Origin of the sequence: Pseudomonas sp. 14P_8.1_Bac3 (assembly GCF_025466085.1) — a bacterium.
Taxonomy (GTDB): Bacteria; Pseudomonadota; Gammaproteobacteria; order Pseudomonadales; family Pseudomonadaceae; genus Aquipseudomonas.
This window is the reverse complement of sequence record NZ_JANLOD010000010.1, coordinates 81,219-100,490: the sequence shown is the minus strand read 5'-3', so window position 1 is coordinate 100,490 and position 19,272 is coordinate 81,219. Positions and strand designations below refer to the sequence as shown.

The following is a 19,272-nucleotide window of genomic DNA, read 5'->3' as shown; positions in this document are numbered from 1 at the left end:
AAAATTCATCGATCTAACCATTTGAAACACATTGCCGACCGTTCCACGAAGCGAAAAAAAACCCGCACAAGGCGGGTCTTTTCCTGAGTTGGGGTGACTTAGAACGCTGTGACACCACCGTCCACCGCCAGCGAATGGCCGGTGGTGAACGCGGCGCCATCACTGCACAGGTACAACACGGCGCTGGCGATTTCCTCGACCTTGCCGATGCGTCCCACCGGATGCATGGCGTTGGCGAACTCGCCCTTCTTCGGGTCCGCTTCATAGGCACGGCGGAACATGTCGGTGTCGATGACCGCCGGGCACACCGCATTCACGCGGATTTTTTTCTTGGCGTATTCGATCGCCGCCGATTTGGTCAGGCCGATCACCGCGTGCTTCGACGCCGCATAAATGCTCATCTTCGGCGCAGCGCCGAGGCCGGCGACCGACGCGGTGTTGACGATCGCGCCACCGCCCTGGGCCAGCAACAGCGGCAACTGGTACTTCATGCACAGCCAGACGCCTTTGACATTGACGCCCATGATCGCGTCGAACTCATCGACGGTGCCTTCGGCCAGTTTGCCTTTTTCGATTTCGATGCCGGCGTTATTGAAGGCGTAGTCGAGACGGCCGTAGGTCTGCACCACTTCGTCCATCAGATTTTTTACCTCGCTTTCCACGGTGACGTTGCAACGCACGAAGGTCGCTTCGCCCCCCGCCGTGCGAATCAGCGCCACCGTGCCCTCGCCACCGGCCGTGTCCATGTCGGCCACCACCACTTTCAAGCCTTCGGCGGCGAACGCCTGTGCGGTCGCACGGCCGATACCGTTGGCGGCGCCCGTGACGACAGCGACCTGGCCGGAAAACGTCATGCTCATTGTTAGGTCCTCGAAGAGAAGAATGCGGGGGGGGTTGCGTGCACCCAGTCTAGCCATAGGCGCCACCGGCACGGCAGCACTATCAGAAGGCCGGTTGAGCGTTCATGAGTTGCAGTGATAAAACCACCGCACTAACTATCACTGGACTGGATCAGCCTGCATTCGCCGTATCAGCCAAACTTGCGGCATCGACCTTGAAGGTCTATCAACAAGGTTTCATTCATCTTGAGTGCCTGTCATGACTTCCCAGACCAATCGTCAGTTCCTGCTCGCCAAACGTCCAGTGGGCGCGGCTACCCGCGAGACGTTCACCTATCAGGAAGTACCGGTCGGCGAACCGGCCGCGGGGCAGGTCCTGGTCAAAAACGAATATCTGTCCCTGGACCCGGCCATGCGGGGCTGGATGAACGAAGGCAAGTCCTACATCCCGCCGGTCGGTCTCGGCGAGGTCATGCGCGCGTTGGGTGTAGGCAAAGTCGTGGCGTCGAACAACCCGGGCTTCGCGGTCGGGGACTATGTCAACGGCGCCTTGGGCGTGCAGGACTACTTCCTCGGTGAGCCGCGCGGTTTCTACAAGGTAGACCCGAAGCTGGCGCCGCTGCCGCGTTATCTGTCGGCGCTGGGCATGACCGGGATGACCGCCTACTTCGCCCTGCTCGATGTCGGCGCACCGAAGGAAGGCGACACCGTGGTGCTGTCCGGCGCCGCGGGCGCGGTGGGCAGCATTGCCGGACAGATCGCCAGGATTAAAGGGTGCCGGGTGGTCGGCATCGCTGGCGGCGCGGACAAGTGCAAGTTCCTGATCGATGAACTGGGTTTTGACGGCGCCATCGACTACAAGAATGAAGACGTCATCGCCGGCCTCAAGCGCGAGTGCCCGAAAGGCGTCGACGTGTATTTCGATAACGTCGGCGGCGACATCCTCGATGCGGTGCTAAGCCGACTGAACATGAAGGCACGGGTAGTGATTTGCGGCGCCATCAGCCAGTACAACAACAAGGAAGCGGTGAAAGGGCCGGCCAACTACCTGTCGCTGCTGGTCAATCGCGCGCGGATGGAAGGTTTTGTGGTGATGGACTACGCCGCGCAATTCGCCGCTGCCGGGCAGGAAATGGCCGGCTGGATGGCCAAGGGGCAGCTCAAGAGCAAGGAAGATATCGTCGACGGACTGGAGACGTTCCCGGAGACGCTGACAAAGTTGTTCAGCGGTGAGAATTTCGGCAAGTTGGTGCTGAAGGTTTAACGCGAAGGCCAGCTCACTGCAAAACCAACTGTGGGAGCGAGCCTGCTCGCTCCCACAGGTGTATCGGTGTTTACGCGATCTCGGCAACCACCGCTGCCAACGCCTGCGCCGGATCCGCCGCCTGGCTGATAGGACGGCCGATCACCAGATAATCGGAACCGGCATCCAGCGCCTGACGCGGCGTCAGGATACGGCGCTGATCGTCCTGAGCGCTGCCCGCCGGGCGAATCCCCGGGGTCACCAGTTGCAGCGACGGGTGCGCCGACTTCAAGGCCTGGGCTTCCAGCGCTGAGCACACCAGCCCGTCCATCCCGGCTTTTTCCGCGAGTGCCGCCAGACGCAGCACCTGTTCCTGCGGTTCGATGTCCAGACCGATGCCCGCCAAGTCCTCGCGCTCCATGCTGGTCAGCACGGTCACGCCGATCAGCAGCGGCTTCGGCCCGGTGCGCTGGTCCAGCACATCCCGGCAAGCGGCCATCATGCGCAGGCCGCCGGAGCAGTGCACGTTGACCATCCATACACCCATTTCCGCCGCCGCCTTCACCGCCATGGCAGTGGTGTTCGGGATGTCGTGGAACTTGAGGTCGAGGAACACTTCGAAGCCCTTGTCGCGCAGGGTGCCGACGATTTCCGCGGCGCAGCTGGTGAACAGCTCCTTGCCGACTTTGACCCGGCACAGTGTCGGGTCCAATTGGTCGGCCAGCTTCAGTGCGGCGTCACGGGTGGGGAAATCCAGGGCGACGATGATAGGAGTCTGGCAGACGGACATGTGCGGGCTCTCAGGCAGGACGAAATCGGCGCGCATTGTAGCGGAACCAGCGCGGCTGCGGGACCCGATGATCGGTAATTCGTCGCCGGCGCTCCGCCAAAGACTAGCCTTTTCGCCCATTGTGTCGAGGCCGATACACACCCGACACGCCCACAACACCCTCCCTCACTACCCTCGGCAGCCGCAACACGTCCTTACAGCACTTCCCGCCTACGGGCCGGTCGCCTATGCTGAAGCCACAACCTCGCGGCCTAATCTTTGTGGTTGGCAGCCTACCTGGCAGATGAACCCACGTATGCACAGCATCCAAGCTCCTTTGAACGACGATCTGAAAGTGCCCGGCGACGATAAGCGCTGGAGCATTCGCGCACTGATCGTCGACGATGACGTTCCGATCCGCGAACTGATGATCGATTACCTGGCCCGGTTCAACATCCACGCCAGTGGTGTCACCGACGGCGCCGCGATGCGCCTGGCGTTGCAATCGGAGCATTTCGACGTGGTGGTGCTCGACCTGATGCTGCCCGGCGAAGACGGCCTGTCGCTGTGCCGCTGGCTGCGCGCCGAGTCGGACATCCCGATCCTGATGCTCACCGCACGCTGCGAACCCACCGACCGGATCATCGGCCTGGAACTGGGGGCCGACGATTACATGGCCAAGCCGTTCGAACCGCGAGAGCTGGTCGCGCGGATTCAGACCATTCTGCGGCGGGTGCGCGACGACCGCACCGAACAGCGTGCGAACATTCGCTTCGACAACTGGCGCCTGAACAGCGTGCTGCGTCAGTTGATCGCCGCGGATGGCCTGGTGGTGCCGCTGTCCAACGCTGAATTCCGTTTGCTGTGGGTGTTCATCGAACGTCCGCGCCGGGTGCTCAGCCGCGAACAACTGCTGGACGCGGCGCGCGGTCGCTCGATCGAAGCGTTTGATCGCAGCATCGATTTGCTGGTCTCGCGCCTGCGCCAGAAACTCGGTGACGATCCGAAAGCCCCACAGCTGATCAAGACCGTTCGCGGCGAGGGTTACCTGTTCGACGCCCGAGACATCGGCTGATGCGTGCGCGCTTCGATACGCTGTTCGGCCGCCTGTTTGGCGTGCTGCTGGTGGCGATCATCCTGGCGCACTTGTTGGCTTTTGCCTGGTTTCACCATTACGGTCCGCCACCTCCACCACCGCCCCCCGAGTTCTCCGAAGGCTTCGACGAACAACAGCCGCCGCTTGACCCGCGTTTCGAAAAGCGGCCACCGCGACCCTGGTTCGGTGGGCCGCTGGTGCCGCTGACATTCCAGCTGATCTCGCTGATCATCGCGGCGTGGTACGGCGCCAAATTGCTGAGCCGGCCGATCCAGCGCCTGAGCGCCGCCGCCGAGCGCCTGAGCGAAAATCTCGACAGTCCGCCGCTGGAGGAATCCGGCCCGCGTGAAGCCCGACAGGCAGCCAACACCTTCAACCTGATGCAGAAACGCATCATCGAACAGATGCAACAACGTTCACGAATGCTTGGCGCGGTTTCCCACGACCTGCGCACTCCGCTTTCACGGCTCAAACTGCGGCTGGAACAGATCGACGATGACAAGCTGCAAGGCCAGATGCGCCAGGATCTGGACGACATGATCAGCATGCTCGACGCCACCCTCACCTACCTGCACGAACAGCGCACCAGCGAAGCTCTGCAATGGATGGATGTGCAGGCGCTGGTCGAATCCTTGAGTGAAAACGCTCAGGACCAGGGCGCCGACGTCCAGGCCAGCGGCCATTGCGCACCGTTGCAAGTGCAGCCGATGGCCCTGCGCTCATGTGTCAACAACCTGCTGGACAACGCCCTGCGTTATGCCGGCCAGGCGCAGATCGTGCTCGAAGATCATCGCGAACACCTGGTGATCCGGGTCATCGACCACGGACCGGGGATCGCCGCTGATAAGCGCGAAGCGGTGTTCGAACCGTTCTTCCGCCTGGAAGGCTCGCGCAATCGCAACTCCGGCGGTGTCGGCCTGGGCATGACCATTGCTCGCGAAGCGGCCGAACGGCTGGGTGGGCAATTGAGCCTGGAAGAGACTCCGGATGGCGGTCTGACTGCGGTGATCCGCCTGCCCCGCGTTTGAACCAGACGCTCCCAAAGGATTTGCGTCTGGCCTTAAAGCCGTGTGTATCGCACGGTACAAACCTCACATACCTACGACACCTTGCCCCCTGAGGCTGCATGAGCCGGTGCCTCCACCGGTTTTCCATCCCAGGGAGTGAACCCAATGATCGGTAGCGTCAGCAACTACACGAGCTATAACAGCACGGCCAACACCACCAGCACCCCCGCAGTCAGCAGTTCCAGAAAGAGCTGCTGGCCAAACTAGACACCAACGGCGACGGCTCGGTGGATCAGGACGAACTCAAAAGCGCCTTGTCGCAGAAGTCCGACGACGGTTTGCTGGTCAGCCTGAGCAAGCAGTTCGCCGACCTCGACAGTGACGACAGCGGCAGTCTGAGCAGCGAAGAAATGGCCACGATGGCACCGCCACCCCCGCCACCCCAGCAGGTATCCAGCGATGAGCTGTTCAGTCAACTCGATGCAGACGGCGACGGCAGTGTCAGCGCCACTGAACTGGGCAGCGCGTTGCAGGCCAGCGACAACGGTTCAGCGACCAGCACCGACACTGGCGCTGAGCTGCTCAAGGTGCTGGACACCGACAGCAGTGGGGGTGTCAGCAGCGACGAACTGAAGGCGGCGCTGCAGGCGGGTCGTGAAAAGAACAGCGACAGCTCCACCGATCAGGCGAACGTCGCTGAAGCGCTGAACAAGATGATCGCCAACCTGAGCAAGCAGTACTCGCTCGACAAGGTGGCGACGGTGGGCAAGTACCTCAACGTGGCCACCTGAGTCAAAAGCTTCGCGAGCAGGCTCGCTCCCACAGTGGATCTGCATTGATTACCTGATCTGTGATCGATACAAAACTACTGTGGGAGCGAGCCTGCTCGCGATAGGGTCCTTAGCCTCAATCAAAAACTCAGGGTCGGCGATCTTCCACCCGCGCCTGGCTTTTGCTCCAGTCAGTCAGCAGGCTGTAAGCCACTGCCAGCAACGTCGGCCCGATAAACAGGCCGATGAAGCCAAAGGCAATCAAACCGCCAAACACGCCCAGCAGCACGATCACCAACGGTAAATTGCCGCCGCGACTGATCAGGTAAGGCTTGAGCACGTTATCGACCCCGCTGATGATGAACGTGCCCCAGATCCCGAGGAACACCGCCATCCCGTACTCGCCTTTCCAGGCCAGCCAAGCGGTGGCCGGAATCCACACCAGTGGCGGGCCCATGGGAATCAGGCTGAGCAGAAAGGTGACGATGCCCAGCACCAAGGCCCCGGGCACCCCGGCAATCAGGAAGCCGATCAACGCCAGCAGCGCTTGAGCCGCCGCAGTGCCAATCACACCATTCACCACCCGTTGCACCGTACCCGCCACCAGTTCGATGTAATAGCCGGCGCGATCACCGATCAAGCGCTGCAACAGTCCGTGGACAAACGCTGCCAGGCGCGGGCCGTCCCGGTAGAAAAAGAACACGAACACAATACTCAGGGTCAGTTCGAGAATGCCGCCGCCGATCTGCGCGCTACGCGCCAGCAGCCAATTGCCGACCTGCCCCAGGTAAGGCTTGATCGCCACCATCATCGCCGCGCCCTGCTGATCGATGCTGTTCCAGATCACCACCAGCCGCTCGCCGACCAGCGGAATGCTGCCCAGCCAGGTCGGCGCCTCGGGCAAGCCATCCATCTGCACATCCTTGATGAACGCCGTGGCGTCGCGCACATGGTCCGCCAGGTTGAACCCCAGCCACACCAGCGGCACCGCCACCAGCAACATCCAGCCGAGGGTCAGCAACGCCGCCGCCAGGGATTCGCGACCGTTGAGCCAACGGGTCAGCAAACGCATCAGCGGCCAACTGGCGAACGCCAGCACCGCGCCCCAGAACAACGCCGACCAGAACGGCGCCATCACCCATAAGCTCGCGCCAAACAGCACCAGGAGCAGGATTTGCACCAACAGCCGATCGTTATTGATCATCCGAATCCCGAAAAAAGTCAGTCCGCAAAAGAGTAGGCGAACACGGTCAGCGCGTTCGCCCGGTACAGCTTATCGCAACAGCTCGATGTGCAGGCCAGAGCCTTCGACGCTGCCCGTCTCCATGCGTGCCGCGCGCACACCCTGGAGTATCAATGCCTGACGCCAGGCTTCGGCGTTCGGCCCGGAAACGCTCACCCGCAGGGTCGTGTCCAGGTTCAGGCCGCGGGAAAGCAGGCGCAGCCAGGTTTCGTCCGGCGCTTCGGTCAATTTCGGAAAATCGAGTTCACCGGTGCTTTTGAGCTCCCTCAACAGGGTTGCGGAGGTCGGCAACAAATCTCCCAGCGGGGCCGCCGCGTCGAACTGTTCGACGTGCAGGTAAGCCTTGCGATTGCCACGGGTAATGCCGTAAAGCGCCACCAGCGTATTGTCGTGAGGGGCGGCCAATCGCAACAATAGATACGCCTGCTGATCGTCAGCGCCATAGAGCTTGGCGTTGCCGAAGACTTCATTGGCCCACAGGCTGCTTTCCCCGCAATCACGGGCCTGGCACCAGAACAGCAACTGGGCGTCCTGTTTCTGCAAGGCTTCGCGCGCGACGGTAAACGCTTCGGTAGAGGAATGCTCGGAGGGCAGCTCGTAGGTCACCGATGTGGTTTGTCCACGGGCACTGACCTGGCCGTCGAAACGCAACTGGCCGCTGATCTTGCGAATCGACCCCATTGGGTAGATCCGTTCGAGCTCGACCGGCGGGCGATAGTCGACGATCTGCGAATCGGTGACACGCGGCACGATCGGCAGGTCCTGACTGCCCGGCACATCGGCGGCAAACGACAACGGACTGAAACAACACAGCGCCAGCAGACTGAGTGAACGCATGGATAAGCTCATCGGATCAGCATGGCCCGGGCACCTTCGGTGTAGAGATGGATCATGGTTGTCTCCCTTTTCAACCCGCCCAGCCTCGACAGTTGCCCGGCGCAAGTCAAGGAACGGCGAAGAACCGATTGAAACAGTCTGCGACAAGGTCGGCACCGGGCTCGTCATTCAGGTGCAAATGATGACCGCCAGGCAGCTGTTCACGGCTAAAGGGTAGACGCTCCAGCAACTCAGAGTGTTTGGCGAGCATGCCGTCGGCCGCAACGACCAAGCGTGCAGGACAACTGACGCGCTGGACGAAGGCCATTGCCTGCTCGGTGGTCAGACGCAGCGGCGATGGCAGCGTCAGGCGATTATCCGTGCGCCAGGTATAACCGCCCGGCACCGGCATCAGGCCACGCTGGGCCAGCAGTTCGGCGGCTTCGCGACTGACTGCCACCAGGCCCTTCATGCGGGCTTCGATGGCGCGGTCGAGGGTGGTGTAGACCGGTTTGCGTTTCTCCCGCAGATCCAGCTGCGCCTGCAGGGCCATGCCCATGCGCTCAGCGGCATTTTCGCCTTTGTCTGTAGGAGGGATGATGCCGTCGATCAATGCCAGATGGGTGACGCGTTGCGGCATTGATCCCGCGATGATCAGCGAAGCGATGGCGCCCATGGAGTGTCCCAGCAATGCGAAACGCTTCAAACCGAGTTGTTCGGCGACTTGCAGCACGTCATGGGCGTAATCCCACATCGCGTAACCGGCCCCCGCCGGACGATGTCCGGAATGACCGTGACCGGCCATGTCCAGCGCGATGATGCGCAGCCCTTTGAGCTTCGGTGCCAGCCGGGCGAAGCTGTTGGCGTTGTCCAGCCATCCGTGCAAGGCGATCACCGGCAAGCCGTCCTCCGGGCCGAACAGGTGCGCTGCCAGCTCGATGTGCGGCAGGCTCAGGCGAACTTCTTCCACGACATTGCTCATGCACAATCCTGTTGATGGCGAGCGTCCCAGCGACTGAACAGACTCTTCAGCAGTGCGGCCGTGTCCTGGGGACGTTCGAGTGGAAACATGTGCCCGCCGGGCATGGTCAGGGATTCACCCAACGGCATGCGGCCGACGGAACTGGCGTGATGGCGCATCACCACACGGCTCTTGTGCCCGCGCACCACCGCCAGCGGCACTTTCAACTGGCGCGCCCGGCCGGGACTGGTATCGGGCACGCCACGGTAGATACTGATTTCCGTGGCCGGGTCGAAACGCAGGCGCAGTTTGTCGCCGACCTTGTGCAGGCCGTGCTGCAGATAGGCGTCGAAACATTCCGGATCGAAGCTGCGAAACAGGGTTTTGCCGGCAAAATAGCGGCGGGCACTGTCGAGGTCGGTGAATTCTTCCCGACGTCCCAACGTACGACCTGCCGGTGTCAGCCGGTCGATGAAACCGAAACGCTTGGCCGCGCGGATCACCCATTGATCGGCGCGGGTCAGCACTGGCGAATCGAGCATCACCACGCCGCGGTACAGTTCAGGACAGCGCAACGCGGCATGCAGGTGCAGCACGCCGCCGAAGGAATGCCCGACGCCCCACACCGGTTCCGCCTGTTGCTTGAGGTGGTGAATCAGCTCATCGACCAGGTTGTACCAGTTGTCATCCGCCGGAAAACGCGGGTCATGGGCATGTTGCTGCAAATGGGCGACCTGATACTCCGGCGCCAACGCCGTGAACAACTTGCCGTAGGTTCCCGAAGGGAAACCATTGGCGTGGGCGAAAAATACCTGCTGCGACATACCGGCAAATCCATAAGCGAAATCAGGCGTTGATTGTCCGTAAGAGCAGGTCCGGCAGCAATGACTGTAACTGCCAGGAATGATGACAGTCCGGTCAGGGCTATATTCCGGAACGCGGCGATTCGAGCAACGCCGGTGTTCAGCGTGCCGGCGGATTTTCGCCCAGTGGAACCACCGCCATGGTCAGTCTCGACACACAACTGGCCTTGCCTTCATCACTGGTCAGCCGGATGTCCCAGACATGGGTCGTGCGTCCGATATGAATCGCCCTGGCCACCGCCGTCACCCGGCCGCTGCGCAGCCCACGCAGGTGGTTGGCGTTGATTTCCAGGCCTACGCAGTAAAACTTGCTCGCATCAATGCACAGATAGCTGGCCATGGAGCCGACCGATTCCGCCAGCACCACCGATGCGCCGCCGTGGAGCAAACCATAAGGCTGGTGCGTGCGGTGGTCGATGACCATGCTCGCAGTCAGCGATTCTTCGTCGAAGGCCTCAAAGCGGATATCCAGCACTTCGCCGATGGTGTTCTTCTGGATCGCGTTCAACTGCTCGATATTGGGAGTGGTACGCCACAAGCTCATTGCTGACATCCTTTGTTGGATTGGTTCGGCTCAATCCTGCCACAGCACCGCCTCATTGCGCTCGCTCCATTCCTCGAACCGGGCACCGTAGGCCGCTTCGATCACGTTGCGCTTGATCTTCAGGGTCGGCGTCAGGAAGCCGTTTTCCACGGCCCAGCTGTCCTTGACCACGACCAGCCGGCGCAGGCGCTCATGTTTATCGAGGGCGCCGTTAACCTCCTCCAGAAGTTTTTCCAGGCTAGAATGCAGGCCGGCGCGCGCGGTTCCATCGGCATCCTGCTGCCCGACCGCCGACAGCACACACAATCCCAGCGGCGCGCTCAAACCGTCGCCGACCACGCACACCTGCTCGATCCGCGAATGCACTGCCAGGCGGTTTTCGATCGGCGCCGGGGCCACGTATTTGCCTTTGCTGGTTTTGAAAATTTCCTTCAGGCGCCCGGTCAGGCGCAGATTGCCTTCAGCGTCCTGTTCGCCCTTGTCACCGGTGCGCAGGAAATCGTCCTCGGTAATCGTGTCGGCGGTTTTTTCCGGCTCCTTGAAATAACCGAGCATGGTCGCGCCGCTGCGCACCAGGACTTCGCCCGATTCAGCGATCCGCACTTCGACCTCCGGGCAGGGCTTGCCGATCCAGCCAGGCTTATTCTCGCCGGGCCGGCAAATGTGGGAATACCCACAACTTTCGGTCATGCCGTACACCTCCAGCACGTCGAGCCCGAGCTTGCGATACCACAGTAGCAAGGTCTGCGGCACCGGCGCCGCGCCGGACAGCGCCACACGCAAGGCGTCCAGCCCGAGCCCGGCGAGCACTTTGTGCCCTACCCGCTTGCCGATGAAGGGCAGCCCGAGCAGAAAGTCGAGGCGCTTTGCCGGGATCTTGCTGTACACGCCCATCTGGAACTTGGTCCAGATACGCGGTACGCCAAACATCGCGGTCGGCCGTGCGCGCTGCAAATCGGTAAGGAAGGTATCGACGCTCTCAGCGAAAAACACGGTTTGCCCGGTATAGATTGCCGCCAGTTCGACGAACATGCGCTCGGCAACGTGGCACAGCGGCAGGTACGACAGCAGCCGATCGGACTCATTGAGGCCGAACAACTGCGTGCCGCGGGTGGTGGCGAATCCCAGGTTGCCGAAGCTGTGCATGACGCCCTTGGGCAGGCCGGTGGTGCCGGAGGTGTAGATAATGGTCGCCAACTGGTCGGCGGAAGGTTTGGGGTCGTCCTGGATCGGCGAATACGCCTGCAAGTCAGCCCAACTGAAAGGGAAGCTCCCGGACGGATGCAGGGGCAGGCTGATGGTGGGCAGGTCGGGGCTGACCCCGCGGGACATGCCGGGCCAGTCATCGAGCTTGCCGATGAACGCCAGCGCCGCTTCGGAGTGCTGGAGCACTTGCGCGATGGATTCGGCGGTAAGGTTGGGGTACAGCGGCACGGAAACATGCCCGGCCATCCAGATCGCCAGGTCGGCGATGATCCAGTGGGCGCAGTTTTTCGAGATCAGCGCGATATGGCTGCCTTGGGGCAATTCCCGCGACCGCAGCCAGTGCGCGGCGCAACGGGCCTGATGACCGACGTCTTCCCAGGTCAGCGTCTCGACCTGACCACCGCCCACCGGTTGCACCAGAAAGCGCTGGCGAGGATGACGGGCTTCACGTTCGTAGAAGACGTCCAGCGGCAAACGAAAAGCAGCAGACATGCGACTCGCTCCTGTGTTTTTGTTCTGGAGCAAGCGTAGTCAACCAAGCGGTTGCTTGGTCGACTATTTCATTACAAAAAACGATTCGAAGCAGGTTCCAGTGGGAGCGCTGTCTAGCCTGGGTGCTTGATGCCTTTTAGCTTCATCGCGCCCGCCAGCGGCAAATCACCTTCCAGTTCCGCCAGACCTGCGGTTTGCACCGCTTCCGGGTCCTGCACATGGCCGTGCTGGAGGTAACCCAGCAAATTCCCCACCAGCGGGTTGTGACTGACCAGCAGCGCGTGGTCCACGGACACCAACTGCTCGGCTACCGCTTGCGGGCGGTTGTCGGGGGTCAGCCATTCGACGGTGCGGATTTCCGGTGCGAAGCCCAGTGCCGTCCGCACGATTTCGGCGGTCTCCTGCGCGCGCAGGTAGGGACTGGCGTAGATGGCCGTAATCGGTGTGCCGATCAGCTCGGCGGCCGTGCGCAATACTTCTTCCCGACCGTGGGCGGTCAACGCGCGTTCGGAATCGGGACGTTTACCGTGTGGCTCGGCTTCACCATGACGCAATACCCAGAGTTTCATAGCTTGGGTTCCTCATCTCGGGCCGGATGGGGTGTCGGCGCCACAACGTGCGGCGCTTCACCTTCCGGCGTACGCGGCGTTGGCCAGTCGGCGAACGGCCAGGGTTTCTGGTCGGTATGAAACGTGCCGAAACGACCGATCTGGGCCAGGAACTGGCTCAGGCTGTCGCCGAAATTCATCAGGCTGGCGCTCGGCGCGCCATAGAACAAACGATAGACCAGTTGCACCAGTACCACGGCGCCGAGGATGAATTGCGCGACCTGCCACACCAGCAGGAAGACGATCATCCACAACACCCGCAGCAGGATGGACTCGTACCTGGCCTCTACTTTCGGATCGTTCATGTGCAATTCCCTGCCTCTATCAAAGCGTGATCAGTTGAAACCACTGGTGGAAATAAAGTCGACGTCAGTCTTTGGTTCGGCGCGCATCAGCAGCTCGATCACCTGATTCAGCGTGCGCCCTTCAAACAGGATCGCATGCAGCCCCGCGACCAGCGGCATGTAAACGCCCACTTCCTGGGCCTTGGCCTTGAGCACTTTCAGGGTGTTCACGCCTTCGGCGACTTCGCCCAGGCGGGTCACCGCATCTTCCAGGCTCAAGCCCTGGCCGAGGGCGAACCCGACCTGATAGTTACGGCTCTTGGGCGACGAGCAGGTCACGATCAAGTCACCGACCCCCGCCAGCCCGAGGAAGGTCATCGGATTGGCGCCCTGATTCACCGCGAAACGGGTCATTTCCGCCAGTGCCCGGGTGATCAGCATGCTCTTGGTGTTTTCGCCCATGCCCAGCGCCACCGCCATGCCGGCAATGATCGCGTAGACATTTTTCAGCGCCCCGCCCAACTCCACACCGTAGCGGTCGGCGCTGGCGTACACGCGAAAAGTGCGGCCATGCAGCGCGGTCTGCACGTGCTGGCAGAGCTCTTCGTCTTCGCTGGCGACCACCGTCGCGGTCAATGCATGTTCGGCGATTTCACGAGCCAGGTTCGGCCCGGACAACACACCGATGCGCGCTTGCGGTGCGATGTCTTCGAGGATCTCGCTCATCAGTTTGAACGTGTGGGCTTCGATGCCTTTGGTCAGGCTCACCAGCATCTTGCCGCTCAGGCGCTCTGCGTGCGGCGCGAGTACCGAGCGCAGTGCGCTCGAAGGCAACGCAACGAAACACAACTCGCAGGCTTGCAGGGTCGCGAGCAGGTCAGTCACCGCTTCCACGGCGGGGAGGACCTTGATGCCTTTAAGGTAACGCGGGTTTTCGCGGTTGACCCGGATGGCCTCGGCCTGTTCGGGATCACGCATCCACAGGCGGACCTGATGCCCGTTCTCGGCCAGCAGGTTAGCCACGGCGGTACCAAAACTTCCGCCTCCCAGGACCGCAATCGGGCGCTGTTCAGTCATATGCAATCCGTTAATCCATACCAGTGGCGATGCCGGCATTATACGGAGCGGCCCAGTGGCGGCCAGCCCCCGCATCAATTAGCGGCACTTGTCAGAAGAAGACCAATAAATCCGAGGAAAATGCCGCTATCGTGACTGGAAAAGTCGACGGGCTCGGTTAACATGCGCGCCAGTTACTCGCTATCAAGGATGTGATGTGTCGTTCGGCTCCGCTTCACCTCGCTCGCCGCTGGTTCTGGCGCTGATGTTCAGCCCGCCGTTGCTGGCTGACGATCTGTTTCTCGACAGCGAACTGGTCAGCGCCAGCGGCGCCCGGGACTCAGCGGCATGAACTATCGTTACGACCGGGCCGATTCCGCGACCTGCGTCAGCGGCACACTCGGTGACATCACCTGGCGTACCATCGGCCAACTCGAATGGCGGGCGACCGAACACTGGCGGGTGCAAGGCGGGGCGATGTTCGAGAACAGCATCAACTGGAGCTATCGGGTGACCAACCTGCATCCCAGTGCCTTTGGCCAGAGCAGTGCCCGGAACAGTGCGCGCTTCACTGGCGGCGAAACCCGGCTCGACCAACGGCGAGTGATGGACTTCAGCGCGGAGCGGGTGTTCTAGATGCTGCCGTGGCCGTCACGGAAGACGCCAACCCTTGGCCGCCTGCTGGCCGGGGTGTGCCTGGTGTTTGCCGGCTGGCTGCCGAGCCTGTCCGCCAGTGCCGAGGACATTTTGCTGACCGGCGCCGAGGACAGTACCGGCATACAGGCGTTCGCGACAGCCCTTGGCCACTTGCGCCCTGGCGACACCGTGCATTTCGAGCCTTTGGCCAGCCTGCCGGCACCGAGCAAACTGCCCGGCAGAACCCGCCTGATTTTGCTCGACCTGCCGAGTCTCGACTGGCGCCTGCAAGACCCTCAAAGCCCGGCGACGCTGGTGCTGCGCATCAGTCGCCTGCAAGCACGGCAACGCCTGGGGGCTACTACCCCCGCCCATTTGAGTCTGCTCTGGAGCGACCCGCCGCCGGATCGGCAACTGCGCCTGGTCCGACTCCTGCTGCCCCAGGCCAAACGGGTCGGCGTGCTCTACGACAACCACAGCGAATTCCTCTTGAACGAATTGCGCCAGGCGGCCCAGCCCCTGGGCCTGGAAATCGTCGCCGAGCACTGGGACAACACCAATGACAGTCGACCGCTGCAGACCCTGCTGCGAAACAGCGACGTACTGTTAGGCCTCGATGATCCCGACCTGTACAACCCCAAAACCGCGAAGAACCTGTTGCTCAGCAGCTACGCCCGGCAAACTGCGCTGATCGGCCCGAACGTCGGGTTCGTCAAGGCCGGTAGCCTGGCCAGCAGCTACAGCGACCAGAACGACTGGCTGGCGATTCTCAACGAACTGCTCGACCGACCACCGGCCACGTGGCCACGCACGCATTACGCCAACCGCTTCAAAGTCTTGAGTAACCCGCAAGTGGCTCGTTCATTGGGCCTTGAACAGATTAACGAAGCGTTTGTGGCAACACAGTTGGCCGAAGGAGAAAGCCGCCCATGACCTTCCGTCGTCGTTGGGACATCAATACCCGTACGCAAATCATCAGCCTCGGCCCTGCCCTGCTGCTGACCTTGCTGTTGATCAGTTTCTTCACCTTCGTGCGGATTCAGGATTTGCGTCAGGAGCTCAATCACACCGGGCAACTGATCGCCAACCAACTGGCGCCGGCCGCGGAATACGGGGTGATTTCCGGCAACAACGAGGTGCTCGAAAGCCTGCTCAAGGCGATGCTGGCCACGCCGAACGTGCGCTTTCTGGAAGTCCAGGACAGCGCCAACCGGATTCTGGTGTACGTCGAGCACCCGTCGGAAACCCACACCCGCTCGCAACAGGTTGAAGTGTTCCAGGCGCCGGTACGCTTGCAGCGGATCGCGCTGCACAACGATTTTTTCCAGGCCAGCAAAGTCGCCAACATCGCGTCCTCCGAGGATTATCTGGGCCGGGTGATCGTCGGTCTGTCGAACGATGCGTTCAGCAAACGTCAACAGGAAATCCTGTTCAAGGCCGGCATATTGGCGGCATTCGCCCTGCTGTTTACCTGCCTGATCGCTCGGCGCCTGGCCAGCAGTCTGTCGCAGCCGATTCGCGATATCGGCAACGCGGTCAAGGCGATCCAGAGCGGCGACTACAAGACCCCGCTGCCGATTGTCGACGACACCGAACTGGGCGCGCTGTCGCAGCACATCAACAACCTCGCCAGCGGTCTCGAACAGGCCAGCCGCGAACAGCACCAGGCCATGGCGCAGTTGATCCAGACGCGGGAAGAAGCAGAAAAGGCCAACAACGCCAAATCAGATTTCCTGGCGATGATGAGCCACGAACTGCGCACGCCGATGAATGGTGTGCTCGGTATGTTGCAACTGCTGGAAACCACCGAGATGACCGAAGAACAGGTCGAGTACGCGGCGCTGGCGTCGGAGTCCACAGAACACCTGCTCAAGGTCATCAACGATATCCTCGACTTCTCGCGCATCGAACGTTCGGAGCTTGAGCTGGAGCACATTCCGTTCAACCTGGCCGACCTGATCAGCAGCTGCGCCCAGTCGTTCCAGCACAGCGCGGCGCAACGTGGGCTCGATCTGGCCCTGCTGATTCCCGACGACATGCATGCCTTGCAGGTTCAGGGCGACCCGACGCGTATCCGGCAGATCCTGGTGAACCTGGTGGGCAATGCGCTGAAGTTCACCGAGCAGGGCCGCGTGACCATCGAACCGCAGTGGCAGTCGCTGGATCACGAATTGTTGTGGTTCACCTGCACCGTGCGCGACAGCGGAATCGGCATCTCGCCGGAAAGCCTGGAACTGATGTTCAACGCGTTCCAGCAGGCCGACAGTTCTATTTCAAGGCGTTACGGCGGCACCGGGTTGGGGCTGCCGATTGCCCGCACCCTCGCGGAACGCATGGGCGGTACCTTGCGCGCGACGAGTGAAGAAGGCCGCGGTTCGGTGTTCACCCTGGAAATCCCGCTGGCGCTCTATAAACAGACGCTGCCGGTGCTGACGCCGCGCCCGCTGACCGACAGTGGTGATGGCGCAGGGCGCAATGTGCTGCTGGTCGAGGACAATCCGGTCAACCAGACGGTCATCGAGGCGATGCTGCGTAGCCTGGGGTTTACGGTCAGCGTCGCCACCGACGGCGCCCAGGCGGTTCGCAGCGCCGAAAGCCTGATTTTCGAAGCGATCCTGATGGACTGCCGGCTGCCGATCATCGACGGTTACGAGGCCACTCGACAGATCCGCCAATTGCCCGGTTGCACCGATCTGCCGATCATTGCGCTGACCGCCAACGCCTTGCAGGGCGACCGTGAAACCTGCCTGTCCGCGGGTATGAACGATTATCTGGCCAAGCCGTTCAAACGTGCGGATTTGCAGCAGATTCTGCAGCGATGGGTGCAGTAGTGCAGGCCTTTCGACCATCTGCGACTGGCGTGAAAGGCGAAAGTGCGGCAGTCTTAGGCACCCGATCAGGCCCGAAAAGGGGCTTGTATAATAATTTCAGTGCACAAGTGTACATTCATGTCCTTGGTGCTGTGACTTTCACCACAACGCAATAGTCTATGAGTAGGCTGCTGACTCGAGGCATGAACGCTTCGATCGGCCGGGAAGATTTGCCCCACCTGCCGCATGGGACTATTGAGGAGCTCGCATGACCAAACAACACGCCTTTACTCGGGAAGACCTGCTGCGCTGCAGTCGCGGTGAGCTGTTCGGCCCAGGTAACGCGCAATTGCCCGCCCCTAACATGCTGATGGTGGATCGCATCACCCATATCAGCGAAGAGGGTGGCAAGTACAACAAAGGTGAATTGGTCGCCGAGCTGGATATCACTCCGGACCTGTGGTTTTTCGCCTGTCACTTCGAAGGTGACCCGGTGATGCCAGGCTGCCTGGGCCTCGACGCCATGTGGCAACTGGTCGGTTTCTTCCTCGGCTGGCAAGGCCTTCCGGGCCGCGGCCGTGCGCTGGGTTCGGGCGAAGTGAAGTTCTTCGGTCAGGTCCTGCCGACCGCCAAAAAAGTTACGTATAACATTCAGATCAAGCGCGTGTTGAAAGGCAAGCTGAACCTGGCCATCGCCGATGGTTCGGTCAGTGTCGACGGCCGCGAGATCTACACCGCCGAAGGCCTTCGGGTCGGCGTTTTCACCTCCACTGACAACTTCTAAGGGTTATCCGCATGCGCCGCGTCGTTATCACTGGTCTGGGCATCGTTTCGTGCCTGGGCAATGACAAAGAGACCGTCTCCGCTAACCTGCGTGCAAGCCGCCCTGGCATCCGGTTCAACCCGGAATATGCTGAAATGGGTCTGCGTAGCCAGGTTTCCGGCTCCATTGACCTGCCGCTTAAAGAGCTGATTGACCGCAAGACCTTCCGCTTCGTTGGTGATGCAGCGGCTTACGCTTATGTAGCGATGAAGAGCGCCATCGAAGACTCTGGGCTGACCGAAGAGCAGGTATCCAACCCGCGTACCGGTCTGATCGCCGGTTCCGGCGGCGCCTCCACTCTGAACCAGATGGAAGCGCTGGACACCCTGCGCGAAAAAGGCATCAAGAAGGTTCTGCCGTACTACGTTACGCGGACCATGAGCAGCACCGTTTCCGCCTGCCTGGCCACCCCATTCAAGATCAAGGGCCTGAACTACTCCATCGCTTCTGCCTGCGCCACCAGTGCCCACTGCATCGGTACCGCCATGGAACAGATCCAGATGGGCAAGCAGGACGTCGTATTCGCCGGCGGCGGTGAAGAAGAACACTGGAGCCAGTCGTTCCTGTTCGACGCCATGGGCGCACTGTCCAGCCAGTACAACGAAACCCCGGAAAAGGCCTCCCGCGCCTACGACGCCAAGCGTGACGGTTTTGTCATTGCCGGCGGTGGCGGCATGGTCGTGGTCGAAGAGCTGGAACACGCTCTGGCCCGCGGCGCGAAAATCTACGCGGAAGTGGTTGGCTACGGCGCGACCTCCGACGGCTACGACATGGTTGCCCCAAGCGGCGAAGGCGCCATCCGCTGCATGCAGATGGCGATGTCCACCGTTGATTCCCCGATCGACTACCTGAACACCCACGGCACCTCGACGCCGGTCGGCGACCTTGCGGAAATGAAAGGTGTGCGTGCCGTGTTCGGCGACAAGGCCCCGGCCATCAGCTCCACCAAAAGCCTGTCGGGTCACTCCCTGGGCGCCGCCGGCGTTCACGAAGCGATCTACTGCATGCTGATGATGGAAGGCAACTTCATGGCGGGTTCCGCCAACATCGACGAACTGGACCCGGAAGTGGCTGACATGCCGATCCTGACCAAGACTCGCGAAGACGCCACCATCAACACCGTGATGAGCAACAGCTTCGGCTTCGGTGGCACCAACGCCACGCTGGTGCTGAAACGCTGGTCGGGCAAGTAATACCCCGCCGCTT

19 protein-coding genes and 2 pseudogenes are annotated in these 19,272 nt (G+C 61.5%); 10 read left to right on the top strand and 11 right to left on the bottom strand.

What is annotated here, in order from left to right:
- Nucleotides 1–98: 98 nt before the first annotated feature.
- Complete coding sequence (locus NTD84_RS04190; protein ID WP_262163751.1) at nt 99–860, bottom strand: SDR family oxidoreductase; 762 nt, start codon at nt 858–860, stop codon at nt 99–101.
- 238 nt (nt 861–1,098) lie between these two features.
- Between NTD84_RS04190 and NTD84_RS04185 the strand changes: the two genes are divergently transcribed.
- Nucleotides 1,099–2,103 (top strand): NADP-dependent oxidoreductase, encoded by a 1,005-nt coding sequence (locus NTD84_RS04185; RefSeq protein WP_262163750.1) that lies wholly within the window; start codon nt 1,099–1,101, stop codon nt 2,101–2,103.
- A 70-nt stretch (nt 2,104–2,173) separates the two neighbouring features.
- On the opposite strand, the gene pyrF is transcribed toward NTD84_RS04185, so the two are convergent.
- Nucleotides 2,174–2,872, bottom strand: coding sequence for an orotidine-5'-phosphate decarboxylase (gene pyrF / locus NTD84_RS04180; protein ID WP_262163749.1), 699 nt, complete (start codon nt 2,870–2,872; stop codon nt 2,174–2,176).
- Nucleotides 2,873–3,167: 295 nt separating this feature from the next.
- Here pyrF and NTD84_RS04175 point away from each other — a divergent pair, with 295 nt between their 5' ends.
- From NTD84_RS04175 to xopAW, 3 genes and pseudogenes are all read left to right on the top strand, one after another.
- Entirely contained in the window at nt 3,168–3,926 is a 759-nt protein-coding gene (locus tag NTD84_RS04175; protein ID WP_262163748.1) for a response regulator, read from the top strand.
- Nucleotides 3,926–4,975 carry a sensor histidine kinase gene (locus NTD84_RS04170; protein ID WP_262163747.1) on the top strand — a complete coding sequence of 350 codons (1,050 nt, stop codon included), beginning with the start codon at nt 3,926–3,928 and terminating at the stop codon, nt 4,973–4,975. Before NTD84_RS04175 ends, NTD84_RS04170 begins: the two co-directional genes overlap by 1 nt.
- Nucleotides 4,976–5,119: 144 nt before the next feature.
- Nucleotides 5,120–5,745, top strand: a pseudogene (xopAW, locus tag NTD84_RS04165) (XopAW family type III secretion system calcium-binding effector).
- 127 nt (nt 5,746–5,872) lie between these two features.
- Here xopAW and NTD84_RS04160 read toward each other — a convergent pair.
- The 9 genes from NTD84_RS04160 to NTD84_RS04120 form a co-directional block, all read right to left on the bottom strand.
- The gene (locus tag NTD84_RS04160; protein ID WP_262163746.1) at nt 5,873–6,928 is read right to left on the bottom strand and encodes an AI-2E family transporter; all 1,056 of its coding nucleotides are present in this window, start codon (nt 6,926–6,928) and stop codon (nt 5,873–5,875) included.
- 69 nt (nt 6,929–6,997) lie between these two features.
- Nucleotides 6,998–7,804, bottom strand: a complete 807-nt coding sequence (locus tag NTD84_RS04155; protein ID WP_262163745.1) for a DUF4892 domain-containing protein — start codon at nt 7,802–7,804, stop codon at nt 6,998–7,000.
- Nucleotides 7,805–7,910: 106 nt separating this feature from the next.
- Nucleotides 7,911–8,765, bottom strand: a complete 855-nt coding sequence (locus tag NTD84_RS04150; RefSeq protein WP_262163744.1) for an alpha/beta hydrolase — start codon at nt 8,763–8,765, stop codon at nt 7,911–7,913.
- On the bottom strand, nt 8,762–9,568 hold the full coding sequence (locus NTD84_RS04145) for an alpha/beta fold hydrolase (protein ID WP_262163743.1): 807 nt from the start codon (nt 9,566–9,568) through the stop codon (nt 8,762–8,764). The genes NTD84_RS04150 and NTD84_RS04145 overlap by 4 nt, the downstream gene beginning before the upstream one ends.
- A gap of 139 nt (nt 9,569–9,707) precedes the next feature.
- On the bottom strand, nt 9,708–10,151 hold the full coding sequence (locus NTD84_RS04140) for a hotdog fold thioesterase (protein WP_150772815.1): 444 nt from the start codon (nt 10,149–10,151) through the stop codon (nt 9,708–9,710).
- A 30-nt stretch (nt 10,152–10,181) separates the two neighbouring features.
- The gene (locus NTD84_RS04135; RefSeq protein WP_262163742.1) at nt 10,182–11,849 is read right to left on the bottom strand and encodes an AMP-binding protein; all 1,668 of its coding nucleotides are present in this window, start codon (nt 11,847–11,849) and stop codon (nt 10,182–10,184) included.
- A gap of 113 nt (nt 11,850–11,962) precedes the next feature.
- Nucleotides 11,963–12,418: a phosphohistidine phosphatase SixA gene (gene sixA / locus NTD84_RS04130; RefSeq protein ID WP_262163741.1), complete on the bottom strand. Its 456-nt coding sequence runs from the start codon at nt 12,416–12,418 to the stop codon at nt 11,963–11,965.
- Nucleotides 12,415–12,762 (bottom strand): DUF4389 domain-containing protein, encoded by a 348-nt coding sequence (locus NTD84_RS04125; RefSeq protein ID WP_262163740.1) that lies wholly within the window; start codon nt 12,760–12,762, stop codon nt 12,415–12,417. The genes sixA and NTD84_RS04125 overlap by 4 nt, the downstream gene beginning before the upstream one ends.
- A 30-nt stretch (nt 12,763–12,792) precedes the next feature.
- Nucleotides 12,793–13,818 (bottom strand): NAD(P)H-dependent glycerol-3-phosphate dehydrogenase, encoded by a 1,026-nt coding sequence (locus tag NTD84_RS04120; RefSeq protein WP_262163739.1) that lies wholly within the window; start codon nt 13,816–13,818, stop codon nt 12,793–12,795.
- Nucleotides 13,819–14,014: 196 nt separating this feature from the next.
- On the opposite strand from NTD84_RS04120, the gene NTD84_RS04115 reads away from it, so the two are divergent.
- The 6 genes and pseudogenes from NTD84_RS04115 to fabB all read left to right on the top strand — a co-directional run bounded on the left by NTD84_RS04115 (nt 14,015) and on the right by fabB (nt 19,259).
- Nucleotides 14,015–14,149: a hypothetical protein gene (locus NTD84_RS04115; protein WP_262163738.1), complete on the top strand. Its 135-nt coding sequence runs from the start codon at nt 14,015–14,017 to the stop codon at nt 14,147–14,149.
- A pseudogene (locus tag NTD84_RS04110) lies at nt 14,137–14,403 on the top strand (TonB-dependent receptor); the annotation flags it as partial. The gene NTD84_RS04115 and the pseudogene NTD84_RS04110, both read left to right, overlap by 13 nt.
- Nucleotides 14,404–14,433: 30 nt before the next feature.
- Nucleotides 14,434–15,366, top strand: a complete 933-nt coding sequence (locus NTD84_RS04105; RefSeq protein WP_262163737.1) for an ABC transporter substrate-binding protein — start codon at nt 14,434–14,436, stop codon at nt 15,364–15,366.
- Nucleotides 15,363–17,264, top strand: coding sequence for an ATP-binding protein (locus tag NTD84_RS04100; protein ID WP_262163736.1), 1,902 nt, complete (start codon nt 15,363–15,365; stop codon nt 17,262–17,264). The genes NTD84_RS04105 and NTD84_RS04100 overlap by 4 nt, the downstream gene beginning before the upstream one ends.
- 247 nt (nt 17,265–17,511) lie before the next feature.
- A complete protein-coding gene (gene fabA / locus NTD84_RS04095) occupies nt 17,512–18,027 on the top strand; it encodes a 3-hydroxyacyl-[acyl-carrier-protein] dehydratase FabA (RefSeq protein ID WP_262163735.1) in 516 nt (171 codons plus the stop codon).
- Nucleotides 18,028–18,038: 11 nt separating this feature from the next.
- Complete coding sequence (gene fabB, locus NTD84_RS04090; RefSeq protein WP_262163734.1) at nt 18,039–19,259, top strand: beta-ketoacyl-ACP synthase I; 1,221 nt, start codon at nt 18,039–18,041, stop codon at nt 19,257–19,259.
- Nucleotides 19,260–19,272 lie beyond the last annotated feature (13 nt).